Genomic DNA, 21,144 nt, shown 5'->3' with positions numbered 1-21,144 from the left:
GGCGTTAATGAAAATATTAACTGCCGTTTTTTATTATTAAATAAAATATCAATTAAAATTAATAATATAAATCTTCAAGCATAAAATTATCATATATTTTTTTTATTATCTGAAAATAATATCATAGATATAATACCGACTATGCTTCCTGTAATAAGAGATAATATAAATACGGGCACAATCAAAAATCTTATATCCTGCAATTTAAATAAATATTTAGATAAAAAAGCCTGCGATAAATTGCTGATTAAAGAACCTGCTAAGCTTATTCCAAAAAGAGAAAATATATTTTTAAAATAACTCATTAATTTCATTATCATAATAGATGTTATTCCGCCCAACAGACCTAAATAAAAAGGAGGCGTTAGTATATAGGCAAAAACTAAAGCAACCGAAACATTTTTTATTAATATCAATAATAATAATTCTTTTAAACTGAAGGCATCTATTATAATTAATATAACCACAAAAGAAAAACCTATTCTAAAATACGGTATCGGTCTCGGAAACATATTTTCAACAGCCGCTATGAAAGATGATAAAAAAGCAAAAAATATTATATCATATATTCTCCGCTTTCTCTTATGAAGTTTTATATTTTCTAAAAATATCATAACTCTCCTACTGAACTACAGAATCTATTTTTATATCATTTTCAATATTTTTTTCAAATCTTATGGATACGCCGTTAGGCATGCATATTATAGGAGCATTCTTTAATGCGCCTGCCTTAATACATAATTTATCTCTGCATGGAGAGCTTTTAAACATAACCCGATTATTACTTATCGCTACTTCTGATTCTCCCAATAAACCTATTACTTTAACTTCTCTGTCATAATTCAAATCATATCTGAACGATTTGTCACAAGAATCTATTATTATTTTAGCGCTTCTGTATGATATTAATGTATTAGCATAAAATAAAGAAAAAATAATTATGAATAAAAATATTAATATATCTCCGTATCTTAATCTTTTCATTATTTATTAATCTGCCGTTATTTTTTGATTATTTGATGTTTCTCTGTCTATTAATTCTATGTCAAAAAATGAAGGTTCTATCTCCAGAAGTTTAGTGTAAATAGGTATATCAGCCTCTACAGATACATTTGAATATATACCAGCATTAGTCATATTTTTTAAATCTATATATAATAAAATATCGCTGATGCTTATATTTGAAGAAACAGATTTGTTTGCTTCTAAAACTAATTTATTTACAATAAACGGATGTACGCTGTTAATATTAAATTTACTGTTTAAATTATCTATATTAACAGCTATATTGCTAAACTCAATAATTTCAACATATTTATTGAATAATACATTAATGCTGACTCTTGAAACATCTGATTTTATATTTTTAGGCAGATATATCCTTGATATTGCGGAATAATCTGAAAATTTACCTGTTAAATCTAAGTTATATGTTTCAACTTTATTTATTTCATGTATCAATGTCTTAGGTCCTGAAATTATAGTATTTGACGGGTTTACTATTATATCATCTACTGTTAATCCCAATAACGGGTCTCCGATTATGGGAACAGCTATAGGAACTGTTTTATATGATAATTCATCTAAAACTACAGGTATTTTATTCGGATTTACAGTAATATTCATTTTAGAATAGTCTATATCTCCCGCTAAATACACATCGTACATATTGCTTCCTATTTCGGCATTAGTAAGATTAATATATGAGCTGAATTCTGTCGGAAGTTCATATACATTATCTTTAAATCCTTTTAAAGTAATTGTAACATTTTCAGGTATATAATTAGCTATTAATAATCCTGAAGGAGTATTTCTGATTTCTATTTTAGTAATATAATCTTTAGTATATTCTTTCTGATATCTTACAAATAAAAATAATAAAAAAGACATTAAAAGACATAATAATTTTATATTAAATCTATTTGCTATAATAAGAAATATTCTTTTCAAATCAAATTTTTTTAAAGTTATATTTTTTTTATCGCTCATTTTTTTATCTCTAAAAGTTCTCCAAGTCTTTTATCCAATTCCTCTCTGTTCAGATTATATTCCAATATACCGTTATGAACAATAGACACACATTGAGTCTCTTCCGAAACAGCTATAACTACGGCATCAGTCTGCTCGGATATTCCAAGAGCTGCTCTATGTCTTGTGCCGAGCCTTCTGTTTTTTATTTTAGGCTCCATTTCTGTAAGCGGAAGATATGCGCTTGCGGCAGCTATTCTATTTTCCATTATTATAGCTGCTCCGTCATGAATAGGATTATTTTTAAAAAATATAGTCTCAACAAGTTCTATTGATATATCTGCATTAAGTCTTACTGCCCTATCAACTAAAGAATGCAGAGATATATTTTTTTGAAAAACTATCAAAGCTCCGAAACCCTTATACGATAAATTAAATGTGGCGCTTAGTATCTTTTGAATCTGATCCTCATTATATCTGAATGACTTTTTAAAAAATACTCTCGCCCCCAATATTCTAAGGGCATGCTTTATTTCAGCTTGGAATAATACGACTATGGCTATAAGACCTACCTGAAAAAATTTATCAAATATCCAAGATAATGTGGAAAGACCGAAAATTTTTGCTATCAGAGTTATAAAAAATAATATTATAAAACCTGCCGCTATGCTGTAAGCACGGGTATTATACATTAACATATATACTATATAAAACAGAACTGCTACTAATATTATATCAAGACCATAAAAGAAATATCGCCAATTTGTAGTTGATATATAATTATTTATAATATAAAACATAGCCTTTTAATTATATCATAAATATTTAATTTGTAAACATGATTTTATTTAATCCTTAGAACAATATATAGTAATTTATTCTTTTATATTGATTATTGCTGTTAATATTCTTATCTGTATTTTATTATTCTCTCTATCACTATTCCTATTAATATTGTGGAGATTCCAAGAATAATAAAAAATATCCAAGTATTCACCTTCAAATAAAAATATTCAAAATATCTTATATACATATTAAGTATAATAAAAAATACTGAACATCTTATTATAGAAAATTTTTTTAATCTGCATCCTATTATAAGAGTTATTATATTTGATATCAGAAATAAAAAACTATATATTAAAATCTCTTCAGATTTATACTCAAATATCATAACTTTATCAGAGTTTCCAAATACAGACATTACTGCAAATATTATATTTAAATATAATAATCCTATATTATAATAAATAACCGAAAATCTTAAATATTTTACACCTAATTTTTTATTAATATCCGTTATGCCTATTAAAAATACAAATATGCTTGTTGTTATAAATCTTATGTAATTATTAAGAGTTAAATCAATTCCCGATATATCAAAGCCTTCAAAACCATACCAAGTTATAAGTCCTATTAAGGCTATAGATAATACGGCATAATCTTTCTTTATATAGGCTATTATAAAAAATATAATAATGCTTATAAGAGATAAAAATATAAAGTTATCTTTATTATTTGTTATAATATATGAGATAGTAAAAATATCAGCCGATAAAAATATTGATGATACGCATATTACAGCGGAAGATGTTTTAGGAAGATATATTTCTTTTATTTTTAAAGCCTTATCTATTGCAAATCCTAATATAAAAAATATTGTAAATAAAAATGCAATAAAGTATATAGAAAAAATATAAAAGCTTATAAAAGATATAAAACCTGCAGCTACCATTATAATCCCTATAATCATTATTGCTCTTATTATAGGCTGCCAATCTATATAATCATTTTTATATTTTTTTGATAATATTTCAAACTGCTCATTGCTTATAATATTATCTTTATTCCATTTTTTTAATTCTCTTAATATAAGTCTTTTTCTGCTTCCCATAATATGCCAGTTTATTATAGTTAATCCGTATTATATAATTTAATATTATAATAAAATAATTACAATATATTTTTATTTTATATCAGGCTTCAAAGATGCTTTCAAATTTGAAAAAAACTCTTCTTCATTTATAGCCATTTCCTCAGGAAGATTTTTACTGATCTCCTCTAAAAATACGGAAGGAGTACATTCTATCTTTTTACGCATTTTGGTTCGGCTTCTGCAGTATGTAAGAGTTAAATGTTTTTTAGCCCTAGTCATAGCAACATAGCAAAGACGCCTTTCTTCTTCTATCTCAGTCTCTGACGAACTTTTATGATGAGGCATAATTCCGTCTTCCATACCGCATATATATACATATGGAAACTCCAGACCTTTAGCGGCATGTATGCTCATAAGCATAATACCCTTCTTTTTATCCTCTTCATCATTCTGCTCTTCCATATTCATAATAAGTATTCTATCCAAATAATTTTTTAAAGTGGCATTTTTATTGGCTCTTTCATATTCAAGTATGCCGTTCATAAGAGATTCCACATTTTCCATCTTTTTAGTACCCTGCTCTTTTGTGTCGCTTGAGTTTAAAACTTCATTATGATAAGCAATAACATCTAAAAACTTATTTATATTTTCATATAGTTTAGGACGCTCAATATCATTTTTATCAACAGTAAATAAATTATGATAATGTTCTATAACTTCAAGAAAATCTTTTATTCCCGCTTTTGCTTTAGGAGAAATATCTTCCATACTCTCATAATTAAGCAAAGTCTGATATAAAGAAACTCCGTTTTTTATGCTGGTTTCATTGAGATTATTTATTGCAACAGCGCCTATTCCTCTTTTAGGTATATTTATCACTCTAATCAAAGAAACTTCATCTTCAGGATTAATAAATAAATTAAGATAAGCTAATATATCCTTAATCTCTTTACGCTCATAAAATTGAAAAGCGCCTACCACAGTATATGGAAGCCCTCTAAATCTGAAAGCCTCTTCAAAAAGTCTGGACTGCGAATTCATTCTAAAAAGTACGGCAAAGTCTTCATAATTTAATTTTTTACTTATAGAATAGTTTATTATAGAATCTGCAACAAACTGAGCCTCTTCTCTTTCATCTTCGCAAGGCATTATTGTGGGCGGTATTCCTTCTTCTCCCTCAGCAATAACCTGCTTATCTTTTCTATTAGTATTATTGCTTATTACGGAATATGCAGCCTCAAGTATAGCCTTTGTGCTTCTGTAATTTTTTGTAAGAGTTACTATTTTTGCATCGGGATAATCATTTTCAAAAGAAAGTATATTTGACACATCTGCGCCTCTGAATGCATATATGCTTTGATCGTCATCTCCTACTACGGCAATATTTCTGTACTTTGATGCTAAAAGACTTGTAAGCTTATACTGTGCAAAATTAGTGTCTTGATATTCGTCCACCATTATATATCTGAATCTCTCCTGATATTTATCTAAAACTTCGGGAAACTCTATATATAAATCAATAGTTAAATTAATAAGGTCATTAAAATCAAGAGCATTATATCCTTTTAAATAATTCTGATAAACTTCATATACCCTTTTAGCTATTCTCTCCAAATCATCATGAGGCTCAACTTCATAAGGCTTTATAAGATTATTTTTAAATCTGTCAATATACCAAGCAAATAGATTTTCATCATAATTGAGAGTATTTATCTTTATTTCTCTTAAAATATTTCTTATTAATATTCTGCTGTCAGACGAAGAGTATATTGTAAAATTATTTCTATATCCTAGCTTATCAATATCGCCTTTTAATACCCTAACGCAAAATGAATGAAAAGTGCTTACCACCAATTGCTTAGGCTTTTCTTTTAATATCTTTATTATACGCTCGCGCATTTCCAGAGCCGCTTTATTTGTGAATGTAACCGCTAATATTTGGCTTGGAAGCAAACCATGATTTATTAAATATGCAATTCTCTCCGTTATTACTCTTGTTTTCCCTGATCCTGCTCCTGCCAGTACAAGAAGAGGTCCGTTTATATGTTCAACGGCTTGTCTTTGCTCATCATTTAAAATTGATGCCATAATCTTAATTACCTCTTATTCTGATATCATATTAAAATAATATAAAACCTTATATATTTTTATCTTGAATGAAATATATTTTTAAACAATTGGAATCTGTTTTTCGGACTAAATATTAATATAACTCTCCCCTTTATATGTTTTTTATCTATAAAGCCGAAATATCTGCTGTCTTCGCTTATCTTTATATTATCGCCTAATACAAAATACTGACCGCTTCCAACGATATATATTCCGTAATCTTCTTCTGAAAATATATAATATTCATGCTCTACAGCCATGTCATTTAAATAAAGTCCTCCGTGTTTAATTTCCACTTTATCGCCTTCTATTCCAATTACCCTCTTTACCAAATTACTGCTTCCGTAATTAAAAACGATAACATCAAAATTTTTTATTTTATTAAAAATAAAATTATTTTTTAAAAGAAGTATCTGATCTCCTTCAAAAAATGTAGGCTCCATAGATCTATTAGTTACTATATATGCATCGAATAAAGATACTCTTATAAACCCTGCTAAAAATACGGCACTGAAAGAAGCTAATATAATCTCTGCAATTTGTTTTTTATTTATCATATTCAAGATATTATATACAAAAAATATATTTTTTAAATATTAATTTAAGCAAAAATATTTCAGAATAATTAATACTATTTCAATTTTTCCATATAGTATAAAAGAGCATTCTTAGCAGATTCAAAAGCCACTTTATCTAAATCGATGCTTTCTCTTTTGATAAAAATAACATCGGAGGCATCATCATTAGCATGCGCTTCAGGAACATAATCCAATTTTTTATAAAAGAACATATCCGCCGTAATATACATAATACCGTCATATATATATTCATTATAATTACTTGTAAGAAACTCAGCATCATTTAATTTTATATCAGTCTCCTCAAAAACTTCTCTTAATACAGCATTTTCAACTTTTTCATAAGGCTCGCAAAATCCTCCTGGCACATCAATATAACCTTTTTTAGGTTCTATAGCCCTTTCCACAAATACTATTCCTAAAGGCGTTTCTATTATAGCTCCCACAGCAGATGCAGGATTAATGAAATATGTTCTTAAGCATTTAGAACATTTAAAAATTTTTACATTATCAAATACAAAAGAATCTTTTTCTCCGCAATAAGGACAATATTTAAATTGATATTTAATATGTTCTTCAATTTTTAAAGCATTTTCAAAATGATAATCAGTATATTCTTGCATAATTTTTATTAATATAATATGAAGCTATATTTTTAGCATTGCATATAAATATATCAGAATAAGCCCATATTCCGAAAGGCGCTTTCTCAAAGGAAACATTATGAACATTTGTAACATTTACGCTTTCATAATTATAATCCTTAGGATCCACATTATAAAAATCATATATGTAATAATAATCAACCTTCATATTATCCATTCTTTCATCTATTAAAGTTTCCATTTCTTCTATTGTGTTTGCAACTATATAATATGTAGATACAAAAGTTCTTTTTTGACATTTTCCAAGACTTTTAACTGTAACATTCCACCATTTCGGAATCTTAATCAAATTATCCGAATCATTTAAATTTATAGTTGTAAATCCGTATGATGATTTAAGATTATTAATAATATCATAATAATCAAAAATATACTTGTCCGTTTCGGAACATCCGTCATCAGCGGCTACAGAAGATAAAGAATAATGCAGATGATCATAATTGCTCATAAAAGAAACATTATCATTAAAAAGATTATACATCTTTAATATACTGTTAATCTTTTTCATATTTTTATAAGTTGTTGTAATTTCTATTTCTTTATCTAAATTTATATATATTTCAAAACCAGTAAGTTCATCTATTATTCCAAATCCAACAAATCCGCATTCAATCCATAATTCTCTGTATCTTTTAAAAACTTTCCTTATCTCATTCAATGAAATATCGGGATCGCTCATAAGAACATCGAAATATCTGTTAATATCCTCGCTTATTCTTTCTATAACTATGGTTCCGTAAGACGGAAACAATTTTAATAATTTCAGATATAATAAATATATTTTCTCTGAAGATACAGATATTCTATAATGATACAAATCTCCGCTATCTGTATTTTTTAATTCTATTTTAATTCCTTCCTTGGGATAAGCATATTCTGCAGGAACTATTCCAAGCGGAATATGAAAATTATCAATAATAATCCTTTTTGATTTTATATTGCTTAAGATCCTTCTTATTCTTCTGTTCTTCTCAAAATAACTAATCATAATACTTGCCCAAAAAAATATTGCTAATAATAATTAAAAAAATAATTTTTGTCAAGTAATAAAAATGTAAAATAAATTTATTTTTTATCAATATTTTTTATTATTTTGTATATAATGCTTGACTTTTTTTAAAATATTTTTATATTTATGGATATTTGTTTACAGGTATAATATATAATTTTTATGTATCCTATATCCGATTATATATAGATACTAAATTTGGTTTATTTATTGTGGATAATTTATTTATTGAAAAATTAAATAATCTATTGTCTAGAGTATCTTTCATTGATATATTAAGAGATAAATATAAAGTAGTTTCAAGAGGCGGTAATAAATACACTGTACAATGCCCTTTTCATAAAGACGGACAGGAAACAAATCCTTCTATGTCGGTTGATGATGATAAAGGAGTATATAAATGCTTTACCTGCGGGGCTAAGGGAAATATTATCACATATCTGAAAGAAAAAGAAAATAAATCTTTTAAAGAAGCTGTACAGTATTTAGGAAGCAGATTTTCTGTTGATGTAAGCGGATTTTTCTCAGCTAAAACTTCGCAGAAAGATAAAATATATTTAGAAAGCAGAAGAATAAATAGAATAGCATGCAACTTTTTCGGAAAAACTTTATTATTAAAAGATAAAAACGGGAATTATTTCTATAAAGATGCTGAAAAATACTTAAAAAAAAGAAAAATTCCGTTTAGTATTATAAAAGAGTTTAAAATAGGATATGCGCCCCCGAGCTGGAATGCACTTATTAATGCTCTTATGGAGAATAAAATTACAGCAAATAATATGAATATATTAGGTTTAGCCAGCATAAGCAAGAATAATCCTAATCATTATTATGATACATTTGTTAATAGGATAATGTTTCCTATTATTAATGAAAGAGAGGAAATTATAGGCTTTGGAGGAAGGAGCATAGACGGAAAAGAACCTAAATACTTAAATTCAAAAGAAAGTTTTATATTTAAAAAGAAATCTTCTCTGTACGGTATTAATATAGCAAAAACTCATATAATGAAGAAAGACGAAGTTATACTGGTTGAAGGATATATGGATACTATAGCATGCCATAAAATGGGAATAAAAAATGCAGTAGGATCTTTAGGAACTGCCGTAACCGAAGAGCATGCTAATGAAATAAAAAAATATACTAAAAATGTTGTTTTGGCTTTAGACAGCGATGAAGCTGGTATTAAAGCTTCAAAAAAGGCTATACTCACATTATTGAAGTTTGATTTGAAATTGACTGTACTTTCTATAAAAGAAACTAAAGATTTAGATGATTTTTTTACAATTTATGATAGAAGCAGGTTTGATATACTGTATAATAATAAGCTTAATTGGTATGATTTTATTATAGAAAGCGAAATAAAAAGCGATGCATCTTCTGCAGACATAACTATAGAAAAAAAATTGGAAGTTATTAAAGGCTTTTACAAATATCTTGATGCGCTTAAAAGTGAAACTGAAAAGCAAATGATAATTTCATATATAGCTTCCAAGCTCTATATAGATAGAGAAGCATTTAATAAGGATTATCTGCTGCAGCATGCGCATAGATCAAATCGGTACGGTTCTAATATCAGAAGCGGTAAAAAAATAAAAAATACAGACAATAAATTTTATTATGAGAACAATTTAATATATCTGCTTGCTTTGAATCCTTCTTTAATTAAAGAGGCTGAAAGAGAAATTAGTGTTGATCTTATTAAAAAAGATATAACAAGAGAATTTTATATAAGACTCTTAACTCTTAATAAAGAAGCATGCTGCGAAGATGCTCTTGCCGTACTTGGAAACGAGCATATAGCTAATCGGATTTTAAGCAGGAAGAAAATGTATACTGAAAATGTATATGAAAAGTTGGAAGAGCTTATTATTAAAATAAAAAGCGGAGAGATAGACTCAAAAAGAAAAGAAGTGCTTGAAAATAATTCATTAAACGGCATTCTTAAAAATGATGACGGATTTGAGGCTATTTGCAGTAAAGCCCGTGAAATACATTTACTTAATAAGCAAAAAGAAAAATTACATCAAGGAAGTGATTTATGATGACAGAAGAAGATTGCGATCTTTTAATTAAAAATAATGAAAAAATTAGAAAATTGCTTGAAAAAGGAAATACAAACAAATATCTTACTTTCAAAGAGATTAACGGCGCCATAGATAATATGGATACTGATGTTATGGATATACTTTTTCAATTGCTAGCTGCCAGAAAAATTGTTATAGTTGAAGATAAAAGAGAATTTGACAGTCTCTCTAAGAATCAGAATAAAATTGACGATGCCGCTAAATTTATACATGTGGAAGATAAAGTTGGAAATAATGATGATCCTATAAGGCTTTATCTAAAAGAAATCGGGAAGGTAAGCCTTCTTACCCATGATGATGAGGTTGATTACTCCAAAAAGATTGAATCAGGAGAATCCGAGATTGAAAGCATTATCTTAAATACGCATCTTGTAGTGGGAGAAGTATTAAATACAATTAAAAATGTACAGATAGGAAAAGTTTCCATACATGAAATACTGGAGCCGCCTAGAATATATAATGTTTCCACTCAGGAAAAAAGAAAATTAGAGAGAAAATATAAAAACTTTGAAAAAGAGTACATAGCATTAGCCGAAAAATATCTTGGCTTAGATAAAAGAATAAAAAAGATTACAACGCAAAAAACAATTAAAGCTCTCACCAAAGAACAGGAAGAAATTAAAGAGAGCATAGTTAAGCTTTTAAATAAAGTAAGATTAAACAGAATGGAAATAGACAGAATAGCAGAAAAGCTTAAATTCTATCTGCATAGAATAAATCAGATAGAAGAATACTTTGAAAAACTGAAAAAAAGATACTATAAAGAAATATCAGACTTTGAAAACTATTATAAAGAAATAGAAGCTGGAAATAAGGATATATATATCAGACTTGTAGATGAGTTTAATATAACACCCGAAGCAATAGAAGCTGTTATAACAAGCTTTCATAAATCTCAGGTAAGAATGGCGGATATTTATGATGAAGTGCGTATTGATAAAGAAACTTTAGTGGAATGGGTGCGTAAAATAGACTCTTCAAGAAGAAAAATTGCTCAGGCTAAGGATCATATAGTTAAAGCTAATTTAAGGCTTGTTATTGCAATAGCTAAAAAATACGTTAATAGAGGGCTTCATTTCTTTGATTTAGTTCAGGAGGGAAATATAGGACTTATAAAGGCTGTTGATAAATTCGAATATAAAAAAGGATATAAGTTCTCCACTTACGCCACTTGGTGGATAAGACAGGCTATTACCCGTTCTATAAGCGATCAGGCTAGAACTATAAGGGTACCTGTTCATATGATAGAGCAGATTAATAAAGTTCAGAGAGTTTTAAGACAGTATATGCAGCAGCATGGAAGAGAGCCTTCTATTCAGGAAATTGCAAAAGCATTAAGCTGGCCTGAAAGCAGAGTAAAAAGCGTAAGAAATGTTGCTAAAGATCCCGTATCTTTAAATGCTCCTATAGGAGATGAAGAGGATACTATATTAGGCGAACTCATTGAAGATAAAGAATTTGAAAGCCCTCAGAATATAACCACTTTCAAAATACTTAGAAAGCAGATAGACTCTATATTAGACAGCCTTCCTGACAGAGAGCAGAAAGTTATAAGAATGCGTTTCGGACTAGTTGACGGATATTCTCATACTCTTGAAGAAGTAGGATATGTATTCAAAGTAACAAGGGAGCGTATCAGACAGATAGAAGCTAAAGCAATAAGAAGATTAAGAGCCCAATCAAAGAAAAAAGAATTAAAAGATTTTCTTGATTCTTAATATTTAAATTAAAAATTTCAAAGGAGGCATTTTTATGTCTCCTTTTTTATATATATCATAAATAAAAAAGAATAGAGGGCGGGGAATGTAAATATATCATTAATATATACTTGTTTTTTTATTATTTTTATATTAAAATTTAAGTAAATAATAATTTTACAAAAAATGTATACAATATATTATTTATCATTAATTTTTTATATGATATATTTTCCTAAAAATTATTTAGGAGTTTTTATATGAAAAAAGGAAAATTTACTTACTTATTTATTTACTTAATGATACTTTTAGTATTATTTAATTTTTATTCATGCTCTAAAGCAAGTATTACATCTCCAACATCTCAAAAAATAGATGAATTACAAATCTCTTATTTGGATACATCCAATAATATAGTAGAAGAAAAAACAGATTCTATAGTTATGAAATTGAAGGATAATGCAGAAGGCTTCTATATGTATTCAAAAAAACAGCTGAAAATGAATACACTTCTTATCTAACAGAAAATGAAAATGGTGTTGTTATTTCTATGGTATATAAAAATGGTTCCAGTTTTCCAAGCGAGATAAGGGTTTTTAAAGACGGACAACTTGCTGTTGGAACTATTACTCCATATAGAGAAAAAACTCAGACTTATGATATAATATGGTATATGGATAATGAAGTAGAAACTTTCTCAGATATAAACTTATCAAAAGATATAAATACATCTAATAACTTTTCAAATTTAGATACAAAACTAAAATACCAAGTAGAAACAATAAAAAATAGTTTATTAATATGGCAATCTATAGATAAATATAACAGTTCATCTTCACCAAATACATATAGTATAATGGCAAGAGGATGGTTTGATAAATTAATAGGGATATTTATAGGAATTGTTGCAATAGTTATAGCAGTATTCATACCAGTAGTTATACCTGCTGTTGCCGCTATTGGCGGAACTGCAGCTGCAGCAGTTGTTGGTATTGGTATGGCTGGAACATCTGCAGCAGCAGTAACTGTAGCAAATGAACTAATTTATCATTCTGATGAAAAAACAGAAGAAAATAAAGATTATAATACACAATTAAATAATGAAAAATTAATTGTTAATATATTAAACAATAATAATTTAATTAATAATGACGATTTTTTCAAATTAGATGCATATACACAAAATGATACATTAAAACTAGATATAAAAGCTGTAAAAAATAATATATTAAATGCTTTAATATCTGTAGAAGCAGAAGTAGATGATAAAGAAATTACTAACTATTATTCAACGATAAGAAGATATTTTACATTTTATTCTGGTAATAAAGAATTTGTATTAAATTCTGAATATGATATTTGCAATATAAATGTAAATGAAGGATGCACTGAAAAATTTTCTGTAAAAAAATTACAGAATATACTAGATAAAAAAGATGATAAAAAAATATATCTAGTTTTTACATTTCATACAAGCAATATAGAAATCAATAATAGAGCAGGAAAAAAATTAAAATTAGAATAAATTAATAGGAGGTATTATGAAAAAAATAGTGTTATTTGCTTTAATATTCATTTCAATATTTACTAAATCAGCATTTACAGAATTTGAAGCTAATATATATGTACCTATAGGTATTGCTTCCACATTTCCTAATATAGTGGATCCTAAATGGAAGTTTGTCAGAAATATTTATATAGATACAACTAAATCAGATATGAGTTTTAATATGGGGGTTACCGGGAATTTCGGGTATAGATTTAACATAAATGAAAATAATGCTGTAAGTATATTAACTGAAATAGGATATTCAAGACTTGATTTCGCTTCTAGATTTAAAGCTAAAACTGATAATAATTACGGAAACAATAAAATATATAATGCAAGTCAGAATTTAGTTTTTCATACACTCAATATAGGATTAATGCCTAAATATGCTGTTAATCTTACCTCTTTACTAAAAAATATTAATCCAAACTATGAAGGTAAAATAGAGCTTAATATAGGTATAGGTTTCGGAATAAAAATAGCATTGGCTGGTGAATATTATAATACAATGAATAATAATGCTGATAAAAATTACGAAAGTCATTTGGCAGAAAAATATTCATTCAAAGACATAAAAAGAAAATTTGATTATCCGTTTATACCATATATAAAACTTCAAATTGATGATTATTTTTATTTTAATGAAAAGGTAGCATTTTTATTTGGTGTAAGTTTAATATATAACTTTGATATATTCTATGATATTGCTAATATGTCTTATGAAGATTATCAAAAAATATATGAAGGATATCCAAGTATTGGAGGCGGTGCTATTGGTTACTATAAAAATTATGATATTAAGAAATACGGTTTTTCTAGTTTTGAAATAGCCTTCAATTTAGGAATAAAATTCGGAAATTAATATTTAAGCATATAATAGTATAAAAAAATTAAAACTTTTCTTAAAATACTATAAAAATTATAAACTTGTACTTCCGTATAAAATTACAGGTTTTTATATAATTATCAATTGAAATTTTACTATTTTAATATAATATTATCAAAGTTTTATTGTAATTTTATATTAAAGAGGAATATATGCAAAATGATACAGATAAAGTTTTAATACTGGATTTCGGGTCTCAATTTACTCAGCTGATAACAAGAAGAATAAGAGAATTAAATGTATACTCTGAGATTCACCCGTTTTATGCATCTATAGATTTTATAAAAAGCTTCAATCCAAAAGCAATAATACTTTCGGGAGGTCCTTCAAGCGTATATGAAAAAGATGCGCCTAAAGTTGATAAAAAATTATTTGAACTCGGCATTCCTATACTCGGAATATGCTACGGTATGCATATAATAGTACATTCTATGGGAGGAAAAGTTGAAAGTGCTCAAAGAAGAGAGTACGGAAAAGCCGAAATAGAAATAATTTATCATGAAAGCATATTTAAATCCTTTGAAAAAAATAATATCGTATGGATGAGCCATGGGGACAGCATCAAATCGATTCCTGAAGGCTTCAAGCTTACAGCAAAAACGCATAATACTGAATTTGCCGCTATAGAAAATAAACAGAAAAATATTTATGCTATACAGTTTCACCCCGAAGTATTTCATACATATAACGGAATAAAAATTATAGAAAACTTTTTATTTAACATCTGCAAATGTGCAAATAATTGGAATATGAGTTCTTTTATAGAATATCAGATAAAAAATATAAAAGAAAAAGCGGGAGATAAAAATGTAATACTCGGACTATCAGGCGGAGTTGATTCTTCTGTAGCTGCAGTATTGATAGAAAAAGCCATAGGAAAACAGTTAAAATGCATATTTGTAAATAACGGACTTTTAAGAAAAAATGAGGATAAAAAAGTATTGGAAATATTCAGAGATAATTTTAATATTGATTTGATTTATGCTGATGCTTCAAAAATATTTTTAGATAAATTGGAAGGAGTTACAGACCCAGAACAAAAAAGAAAGATAATAGGACATGAATTTATAAATGTATTTAACAATGAGGCTAAAAAAATAGAGAATGTGGGATTTTTGGCTCAGGGAACTCTTTATCCCGATGTTATAGAAAGCATATCTTTAAGAGGAAGCTCAGATATTATAAAAAGTCATCATAATGTAGGAGGGCTTCCTAAAGACATGAAGTTTGAACTGCTTGAGCCTTTCAGAGAATTATTTAAAGATGAAGTAAGAGAAATAGGATTGAAATTAAAATTACCAGAAGATATAGTATATAGACAGCCTTTTCCCGGTCCGGGATTAGCCGTTAGAATAATAGGCGGCGTAACTAAAGAAAGAGTTGAAATACTTCAGCAAGCCGATGATATAGTTGTAAGCGAGATAAAAAAAGCGGGACTTTACAGAAAACTATGGCAGTCTTTTGCCGTGCTTCTTCCAGTAAAAAGCGTAGGAGTTATGGGCGACGGAAGAACTTATGAACAGGTATGCGCAGTAAGAGCAGTTGAAAGTACGGACGCTATGACTGCCGATTGGGCTAAAATTGATTATGATGTTTTAGCTGTAATATCAAACAGAATCATAAACGAAGTTAAAGGCATTAACCGAGTAGTTTATGATATATCTTCAAAGCCGCCTGCCACTATAGAATGGGAATAATAAAATACATGAATACTAAAATAAAATCAATTAAAAATAAAACTATAGATTTTGATATAAATACAGAAGAAGGCAGATTTTATTTTAATAAATGTATTACAGATAATAATAAAAATAAAGAATATAAAAAAGAAGATATTTTAAATAAAACAATAAACGGAAATACTTTTGATGTATTAAAAAAAATAGAGAATAATATTGCTGATTTAATTATAGCTGATCCTCCTTATAATATATATAAAAACTATCATGGATTTAAGTTTAAAAATAGTGATAGTTTAACTTATGAAAAATATACTCACTTATGGGTAGAAAATATTATTCCAATATTAAAAGATAATGCAACACTATATGTATGCTGCGATTGGAAATCAAGCCTTGTAATAGGAAATGTATTAGAGCAATATTTTAAGATACAAAACAGAATAACTTGGCAGAGGGAGAAAGGCAGAGGCTCAAAAAATAATTGGAAAAACTCTATGGAAGATATTTGGTTTGCAACCGTTTCAAATAAATACACTTTCAATGCAGATGATGTAAAAATAAGAAGAAAAGTTATAGCTCCGTACAGAAACGGCGGAAAGCCTAAAGATTGGATAGAAACAAAAGAAGGTAATTTCAGAGATACTTATCCTTCAAACTTTTGGGACGACATATCTATACCCTATTGGTCTATGCCTGAAAATACAGCACATTCCACTCAGAAGCCTGAAAAACTAATAGCTAAATTAATACTTGCAAGTTCAAACAAAAATGATTTTATATTTGATCCTTTTTTGGGAAGCGGTACTACTTCTGTTGCCGCTAAAAAATTGGGAAGAAATTACTTAGGCATAGAACAGAATAAAATATACTGTGCTTGGGCTGAAAAGAGAATAGAGAATGCAGGGAATAATAAAGAAATACAAGGCTATACTGATAATATATTTTGGGAGAGAAACTCTATATTGGTACAGAAAAAAATAAAAAACGGAAATTAATAATTATTTTTTTATCCTTATAATTTTTTTAGTTCTTTTATCCGTTATAGAAGCTGAAACAATGTATTTTACCTCTTCAAATATATTTTTACTTAATTGACTGATACCTTTTTCAAAAGCTAAACATAATGATATCTGATTGCTTTTAGAACCTACTTTTAATATATACAATTGCAATTTATCATTAAAATAATCTTCTTCATCTCTTTTAAGTCTCCAATAAGCCGCATCATAAAGAATTGATAAGTCGGAATATATAGGTTTATATTCTTCTATAAAATCATATACTTTTTGATTAACTTCAATATTATAATGCTGCACTTAAAGCCTCTATATCATCAGAAAGTATTTCTTCAGTTTCTGAAGCATGTATAGTATATATAGGTATCTCTTCGCCTAAATCTGCCAGCTCCCATATTTTATCATGGGATATTTCGCTTATTTCTTTGGCAGTATAATTATTTGATATAATTTTTAAATAATGTTCTAATATAGAAACCTCTTCAGCCGTCAAAATATCCAAATTAATATCATCAGTTAAGCTGAAATATAATGTTGTATTATATAATCTATTTTGAGAAGGTTTTCTTATAGAAATTTTTTTATTTTTTTCAAGGCTGGATAATATAGTCAGTATTTTTTTAGGCACAGGTCCGAACTGCATTTTAATATACTTATCATTAGTAATAGTTTTATTTTTTCTGATGAACATATCGCAATCTGAATAAAAAAGTATTTTATTTAATTTAATACTTCCAAGCTTTCTGATATCATCACAGCTGTTTATTATATAATGCACTATAGTTTCATATTTTTTATTATCATTCATAAAAACTCCGCCTTTATAATTTAGCTAATATAAAAGTATAAACAAAAAATATTAATAATTCAAGTATAAAAAATGGAGCCGCCTCCCACAAACAGCCCCATTGCTTTTAATAAATGAACAAAAGACTATTTTTTATTAAAGTATAAAAAATAAATAACCGATAATCTGAATGCGGTAAATGAAAAATCAGCCCCGCACATTTAAAGCGCCGCCTGTAATTTTAGGCTCTACCTCAACGGCTGCCGTTTTGTCAGAAAAATTATTTCTGACGGTGATATTTACCCCCCCTATTGATGTAACATAAGTATTAGTTGTGTCAGTAGTAGTGATCGCTGTAACCATATTTGTAAACTCCTTTTTTAAATATAGCTTTGTTCTGTAGGTATTATACTATATAATGAAAAATTCACAAATAGAAAATTATATTTTTTGTAAAAATTATATAATATAAAAATATTGTTATTTTACATAAATTTAACTCTAACAGATAGTGTATAAGAAATTACTGTTAAAGTGTATGAGCATGGTTTTTTGAAAGAGTAATTTTAGTTGCGGTGTCTTTTCCCCGCTCCCCAACTTCTTTTGTTGGCGCCTATGTCGAGAATCAAAAAGACTGCAATTATTGACTATCATCTTATATATTGCTGATGATTTAATTATTTGGTTTATAATTGAGGCATAAATTTTTTTAAGAGTTTTTTTATGACTATTATAAATGTTGATGAAATATAACAATATAGTTTTTAATGAAGTAAATATATTATTTTTATAAAATTTATATTTAGCTTCATCTTTATCTTCTTTTGTTTATTTCTTTTTATTATTCCCCATTTTCTATAGCGTCCTCAACTTTCTTTTTAGCCTCCTCAAGTAAAGCCTTAGCCTTATCCCTGGACTTATAAGCCTCCTTAACCTTATCAGCTATAATATTTTGAACATTTTTATCTATAATAGGTATGTATGTATTATAAATATATTCATCTACAATTACAGGATAAGATGTACCAGTAGAAAATTTATTTATATAATTAAGCATAAAATTATTTCTAAAAAAAATAAATATTGTTTCTTTATTAATAATATCTTTTTCTTTTAAAACTGTAAATGCACTACTTCCTATATAATCATTATCCACTAATGATATAGCACCTCTATATGGTCGCACTTTTGATATTATTATGTCATTAACTTTAAGAATTCTTTTAGCATTAGCAGGCAAATCATCCCCGTATAATGATGTAGGTTCTATACCTCCATTTGATATGTTGACAGAACCAATTTCAACATAATCATACTTTTTTTCTTTATCTATTTTTAATTTTACATTTTTATATATATCACATACATCATTTATTTTTTTATATCCATTTTTATATGACTGTATTTTATCCATTATTATTTTATATTTCTCCTGATAATACTCTGCATCTATTCTTTTTGATAATAATGTCTCGCTGTAATTAACTATAGAATAATTAACTTTTTTCTTTTTAATTTCTAATTTATCAAATCCAATTTCTTTTTCTAAAATTTCATTAGCCTCTTTCATTAAAGAATTAGATATCTGCCTTTGATTATGAGCCTCTAATACCAGTTTTTCTATAGATTTTTGAAACTCATTACTAAATATTGGAATTAAAAATTTTGATATATTTGTTAAATTAATTAAAGGTTGCACATTTCCAGCAGAGTATAAAATAGATTGTTCTTTACCATACTTAGAGTTTAAAAAAGTTACTATATATGATTTTGATATATTAAAGTCGTTATAATTATCTTTACATTTTATTGTAGCTAAATGTCTTGATGTTATAGCATTTATATCTTCCATTATTAAAGTAGAATTACCTATTGTACCAACTATACCAATTAAAATATTACCTCTTTTTACTAAAACTCTTGAATTTTTTTTAAATTGATTTTCAGAAATTTTGTAAATATTTGATAAGTCAATATAAAAATCCTTAACATTTTTTCCAGTTAAACATATATAACCGTTTTCATCATATTCAGGCGATCCATGTTCTCCATCTGTAATATATGATATGCTACCTAAATTCACATATTTATGTTTAGTTAATAGTTTATTAATTATAACTTTTTTATTTAAAAATTCAGAATCAAAACGTTTATCTCTCTTAGCTTCACTAAAATTAATTATAGAATATTGCATTATTAAAATCCTTATTAAATTAATAAGTCCAAAAACTGAATTTTTCTTCCTTAGCAAATTCTATAAATGCCTCGGCTATACTGTCATCTAATGAACCGTCATGATTATGAAGGTCATGATCTTTTATTTTATGTCCATGTTTATCTAAAAGTTCATTGCCGTTTTTATCTTTGGCATATACATATTCTCCGCTATTATCTTTGCCAGCTTTTTCACTAACAGCAAAAAATATCGGATAGTCTTCCACTTTAGGGCAATAATATAACGGATCTGAATCATCATTATTCCATTTCTGCAAAAATATTACGCTTGTTTTCGTTCCTGTATGCGGTTTGAATGTATTTCCATGAAGCCCCACTACTGCAAGTATTCTAGCTTTTTCAGAAATAAAATCTCTTATATATTCATCTGTAGCATTATTAAATCTTCCCTGAGGTAAAACCAAAGCTAAGCGTCCGCCGTCACGTACAAAATCTAAATTCCTCTCTATAAATAAAATATCTCTGCCAACAGATTTTTTTCCTTTTTTTGCTATTTCATATTTTGCTAATATTCTATGTTCTTTTATCTCTCCTGCAAATGGAGGATTAGCAAGAAGCATGCAGAAATCAAATAATTTATAATCATCTTTATTAACAGAATGCTTAATTAAATTATTAAATGCATCTCTGTAATCAGAATCTCTTTTTTCGTCCCAGCGTTTTTTATCATAATCTAATGTATTAATATGAAGTACATTAGTTTCACCATCGCCTGCAATCAAATTCAAAGTTCTTGCCACACGTACAGCCCTTTCATCAAAATCAAGTCCAAATATATTTTTTACAAACTTTTTTTCATCATCATTAGGTTCTTGTCCGTCAAATAAATGTCCTATCATATTAAACCAAGTATGAACAGGAAATCCGCAGCTTCCTGCCGCAGTATCAATCATACTTTCATTTTTATGAGAATTGAGCATTTTTACGCACATATCTATAACATGTCTAGGCGTAAAATATTGTCCTTTCTCACCTTTGGAGTCTTTATTTATTAAGTATT

Annotated in this window: 20 protein-coding genes and 1 pseudogene; 7 read left to right on the top strand and 14 right to left on the bottom strand. The window is 27.4% G+C overall.

Annotated elements, in window-relative coordinates; translation table 11 throughout:
• Positions 1 to 89 precede the first annotated feature (89 nt).
• The 9 genes from QZ306_RS04460 to QZ306_RS04420 form a co-directional block, all read right to left on the bottom strand.
• Positions 90 to 614 (bottom strand): Gx transporter family protein, encoded by a 525-nt coding sequence (locus QZ306_RS04460; protein WP_295161604.1) that lies wholly within the window; start codon positions 612 to 614, stop codon positions 90 to 92.
• A gap of 7 nt (positions 615 to 621) precedes the next feature.
• The gene (locus tag QZ306_RS04455) at positions 622 to 984 is read right to left on the bottom strand and encodes a NusG domain II-containing protein (RefSeq protein WP_295161602.1); all 363 of its coding nucleotides are present in this window, start codon (positions 982 to 984) and stop codon (positions 622 to 624) included.
• Between the two features lie 6 nt (positions 985 to 990).
• On the bottom strand, positions 991 to 1,989 hold the full coding sequence (locus QZ306_RS04450; protein WP_295161600.1) for a hypothetical protein: 999 nt from the start codon (positions 1,987 to 1,989) through the stop codon (positions 991 to 993).
• Complete coding sequence (cdaA, locus tag QZ306_RS04445) at positions 1,986 to 2,768, bottom strand: diadenylate cyclase CdaA (protein ID WP_295161599.1); 783 nt, start codon at positions 2,766 to 2,768, stop codon at positions 1,986 to 1,988. The genes QZ306_RS04450 and cdaA overlap by 4 nt, the downstream gene beginning before the upstream one ends.
• A gap of 110 nt (positions 2,769 to 2,878) precedes the next feature.
• Positions 2,879 to 3,862: a DUF2157 domain-containing protein gene (locus QZ306_RS04440; RefSeq protein ID WP_295161597.1), complete on the bottom strand. Its 984-nt coding sequence runs from the start codon at positions 3,860 to 3,862 to the stop codon at positions 2,879 to 2,881.
• A 72-nt stretch (positions 3,863 to 3,934) separates the two neighbouring features.
• The gene (locus tag QZ306_RS04435; RefSeq protein WP_295161595.1) at positions 3,935 to 5,932 is read right to left on the bottom strand and encodes an ATP-dependent helicase; all 1,998 of its coding nucleotides are present in this window, start codon (positions 5,930 to 5,932) and stop codon (positions 3,935 to 3,937) included.
• A 59-nt stretch (positions 5,933 to 5,991) separates the two neighbouring features.
• Positions 5,992 to 6,510, bottom strand: coding sequence for a signal peptidase I (gene lepB / locus QZ306_RS04430; protein ID WP_295161593.1), 519 nt, complete (start codon positions 6,508 to 6,510; stop codon positions 5,992 to 5,994).
• Positions 6,511 to 6,584: 74 nt separating this feature from the next.
• Positions 6,585 to 7,154, bottom strand: coding sequence for an NUDIX domain-containing protein (locus tag QZ306_RS04425; protein ID WP_295161591.1), 570 nt, complete (start codon positions 7,152 to 7,154; stop codon positions 6,585 to 6,587).
• Positions 7,138 to 8,184 (bottom strand): hypothetical protein, encoded by a 1,047-nt coding sequence (locus QZ306_RS04420; protein ID WP_295161589.1) that lies wholly within the window; start codon positions 8,182 to 8,184, stop codon positions 7,138 to 7,140. Before QZ306_RS04420 ends, QZ306_RS04425 begins: the two co-directional genes overlap by 17 nt.
• Before the next feature lie 233 nt (positions 8,185 to 8,417).
• Here QZ306_RS04420 and dnaG point away from each other — a divergent pair, with 233 nt between their 5' ends.
• The 7 genes from dnaG to QZ306_RS04385 all read left to right on the top strand — a co-directional run bounded on the left by dnaG (position 8,418) and on the right by QZ306_RS04385 (position 17,101).
• Positions 8,418 to 10,250, top strand: coding sequence for a DNA primase (gene dnaG / locus QZ306_RS04415; RefSeq protein WP_295161587.1), 1,833 nt, complete (start codon positions 8,418 to 8,420; stop codon positions 10,248 to 10,250).
• Entirely contained in the window at positions 10,247 to 12,010 is a 1,764-nt protein-coding gene (rpoD, locus tag QZ306_RS04410; RefSeq protein WP_295161585.1) for an RNA polymerase sigma factor RpoD, read from the top strand. The genes dnaG and rpoD overlap by 4 nt, the downstream gene beginning before the upstream one ends.
• A gap of 239 nt (positions 12,011 to 12,249) precedes the next feature.
• On the top strand, positions 12,250 to 12,510 hold the full coding sequence (locus QZ306_RS04405) for a hypothetical protein (protein ID WP_295161584.1): 261 nt from the start codon (positions 12,250 to 12,252) through the stop codon (positions 12,508 to 12,510).
• A 29-nt stretch (positions 12,511 to 12,539) separates the two neighbouring features.
• On the top strand, positions 12,540 to 13,514 hold the full coding sequence (locus tag QZ306_RS04400; protein WP_295161582.1) for a lysis protein: 975 nt from the start codon (positions 12,540 to 12,542) through the stop codon (positions 13,512 to 13,514).
• A 16-nt stretch (positions 13,515 to 13,530) separates the two neighbouring features.
• On the top strand, positions 13,531 to 14,400 hold the full coding sequence (locus tag QZ306_RS04395; protein WP_295161580.1) for a hypothetical protein: 870 nt from the start codon (positions 13,531 to 13,533) through the stop codon (positions 14,398 to 14,400).
• Positions 14,401 to 14,576: 176 nt separating this feature from the next.
• Positions 14,577 to 16,121 carry a glutamine-hydrolyzing GMP synthase gene (gene guaA / locus QZ306_RS04390; protein ID WP_295161578.1) on the top strand — a complete coding sequence of 515 codons (1,545 nt, stop codon included), beginning with the start codon at positions 14,577 to 14,579 and terminating at the stop codon, positions 16,119 to 16,121.
• 8 nt (positions 16,122 to 16,129) lie between these two features.
• Positions 16,130 to 17,101 carry a site-specific DNA-methyltransferase gene (locus QZ306_RS04385; RefSeq protein WP_295161576.1) on the top strand — a complete coding sequence of 324 codons (972 nt, stop codon included), beginning with the start codon at positions 16,130 to 16,132 and terminating at the stop codon, positions 17,099 to 17,101.
• Between the two features lie 3 nt (positions 17,102 to 17,104).
• Here QZ306_RS04385 and QZ306_RS04380 read toward each other — a convergent pair whose 3' ends face one another.
• The 5 genes and pseudogenes from QZ306_RS04380 to QZ306_RS04360 all read right to left on the bottom strand — a co-directional run.
• A complete protein-coding gene (locus tag QZ306_RS04380; RefSeq protein ID WP_295161574.1) occupies positions 17,105 to 17,422 on the bottom strand; it encodes a hypothetical protein in 318 nt (105 codons plus the stop codon).
• A complete protein-coding gene (locus QZ306_RS04375) occupies positions 17,409 to 17,930 on the bottom strand; it encodes a Panacea domain-containing protein (protein WP_295161572.1) in 522 nt (173 codons plus the stop codon). Before QZ306_RS04375 ends, QZ306_RS04380 begins: the two co-directional genes overlap by 14 nt.
• Before the next feature lie 186 nt (positions 17,931 to 18,116).
• Positions 18,117 to 18,272, bottom strand: coding sequence for a hypothetical protein (locus QZ306_RS04370; protein ID WP_295161570.1), 156 nt, complete (start codon positions 18,270 to 18,272; stop codon positions 18,117 to 18,119).
• A 478-nt stretch (positions 18,273 to 18,750) separates the two neighbouring features.
• Positions 18,751 to 20,103 (bottom strand): hypothetical protein, encoded by a 1,353-nt coding sequence (locus QZ306_RS04365; protein WP_295161568.1) that lies wholly within the window; start codon positions 20,101 to 20,103, stop codon positions 18,751 to 18,753.
• Positions 20,104 to 20,122: 19 nt separating this feature from the next.
• Positions 20,123 to 21,139, bottom strand: a pseudogene (locus QZ306_RS04360) (N-6 DNA methylase); the annotation flags it as partial.
• Positions 21,140 to 21,144 lie beyond the last annotated feature (5 nt).

Source organism: uncultured Brachyspira sp. (assembly GCF_910588665.1).
Taxonomy (GTDB): domain Bacteria; phylum Spirochaetota; class Brachyspiria; order Brachyspirales; family Brachyspiraceae; genus Brachyspira.
The sequence above is the reverse complement of the archived record's forward strand: the minus strand, read 5'-3'. Positions and strand labels throughout refer to the sequence as shown.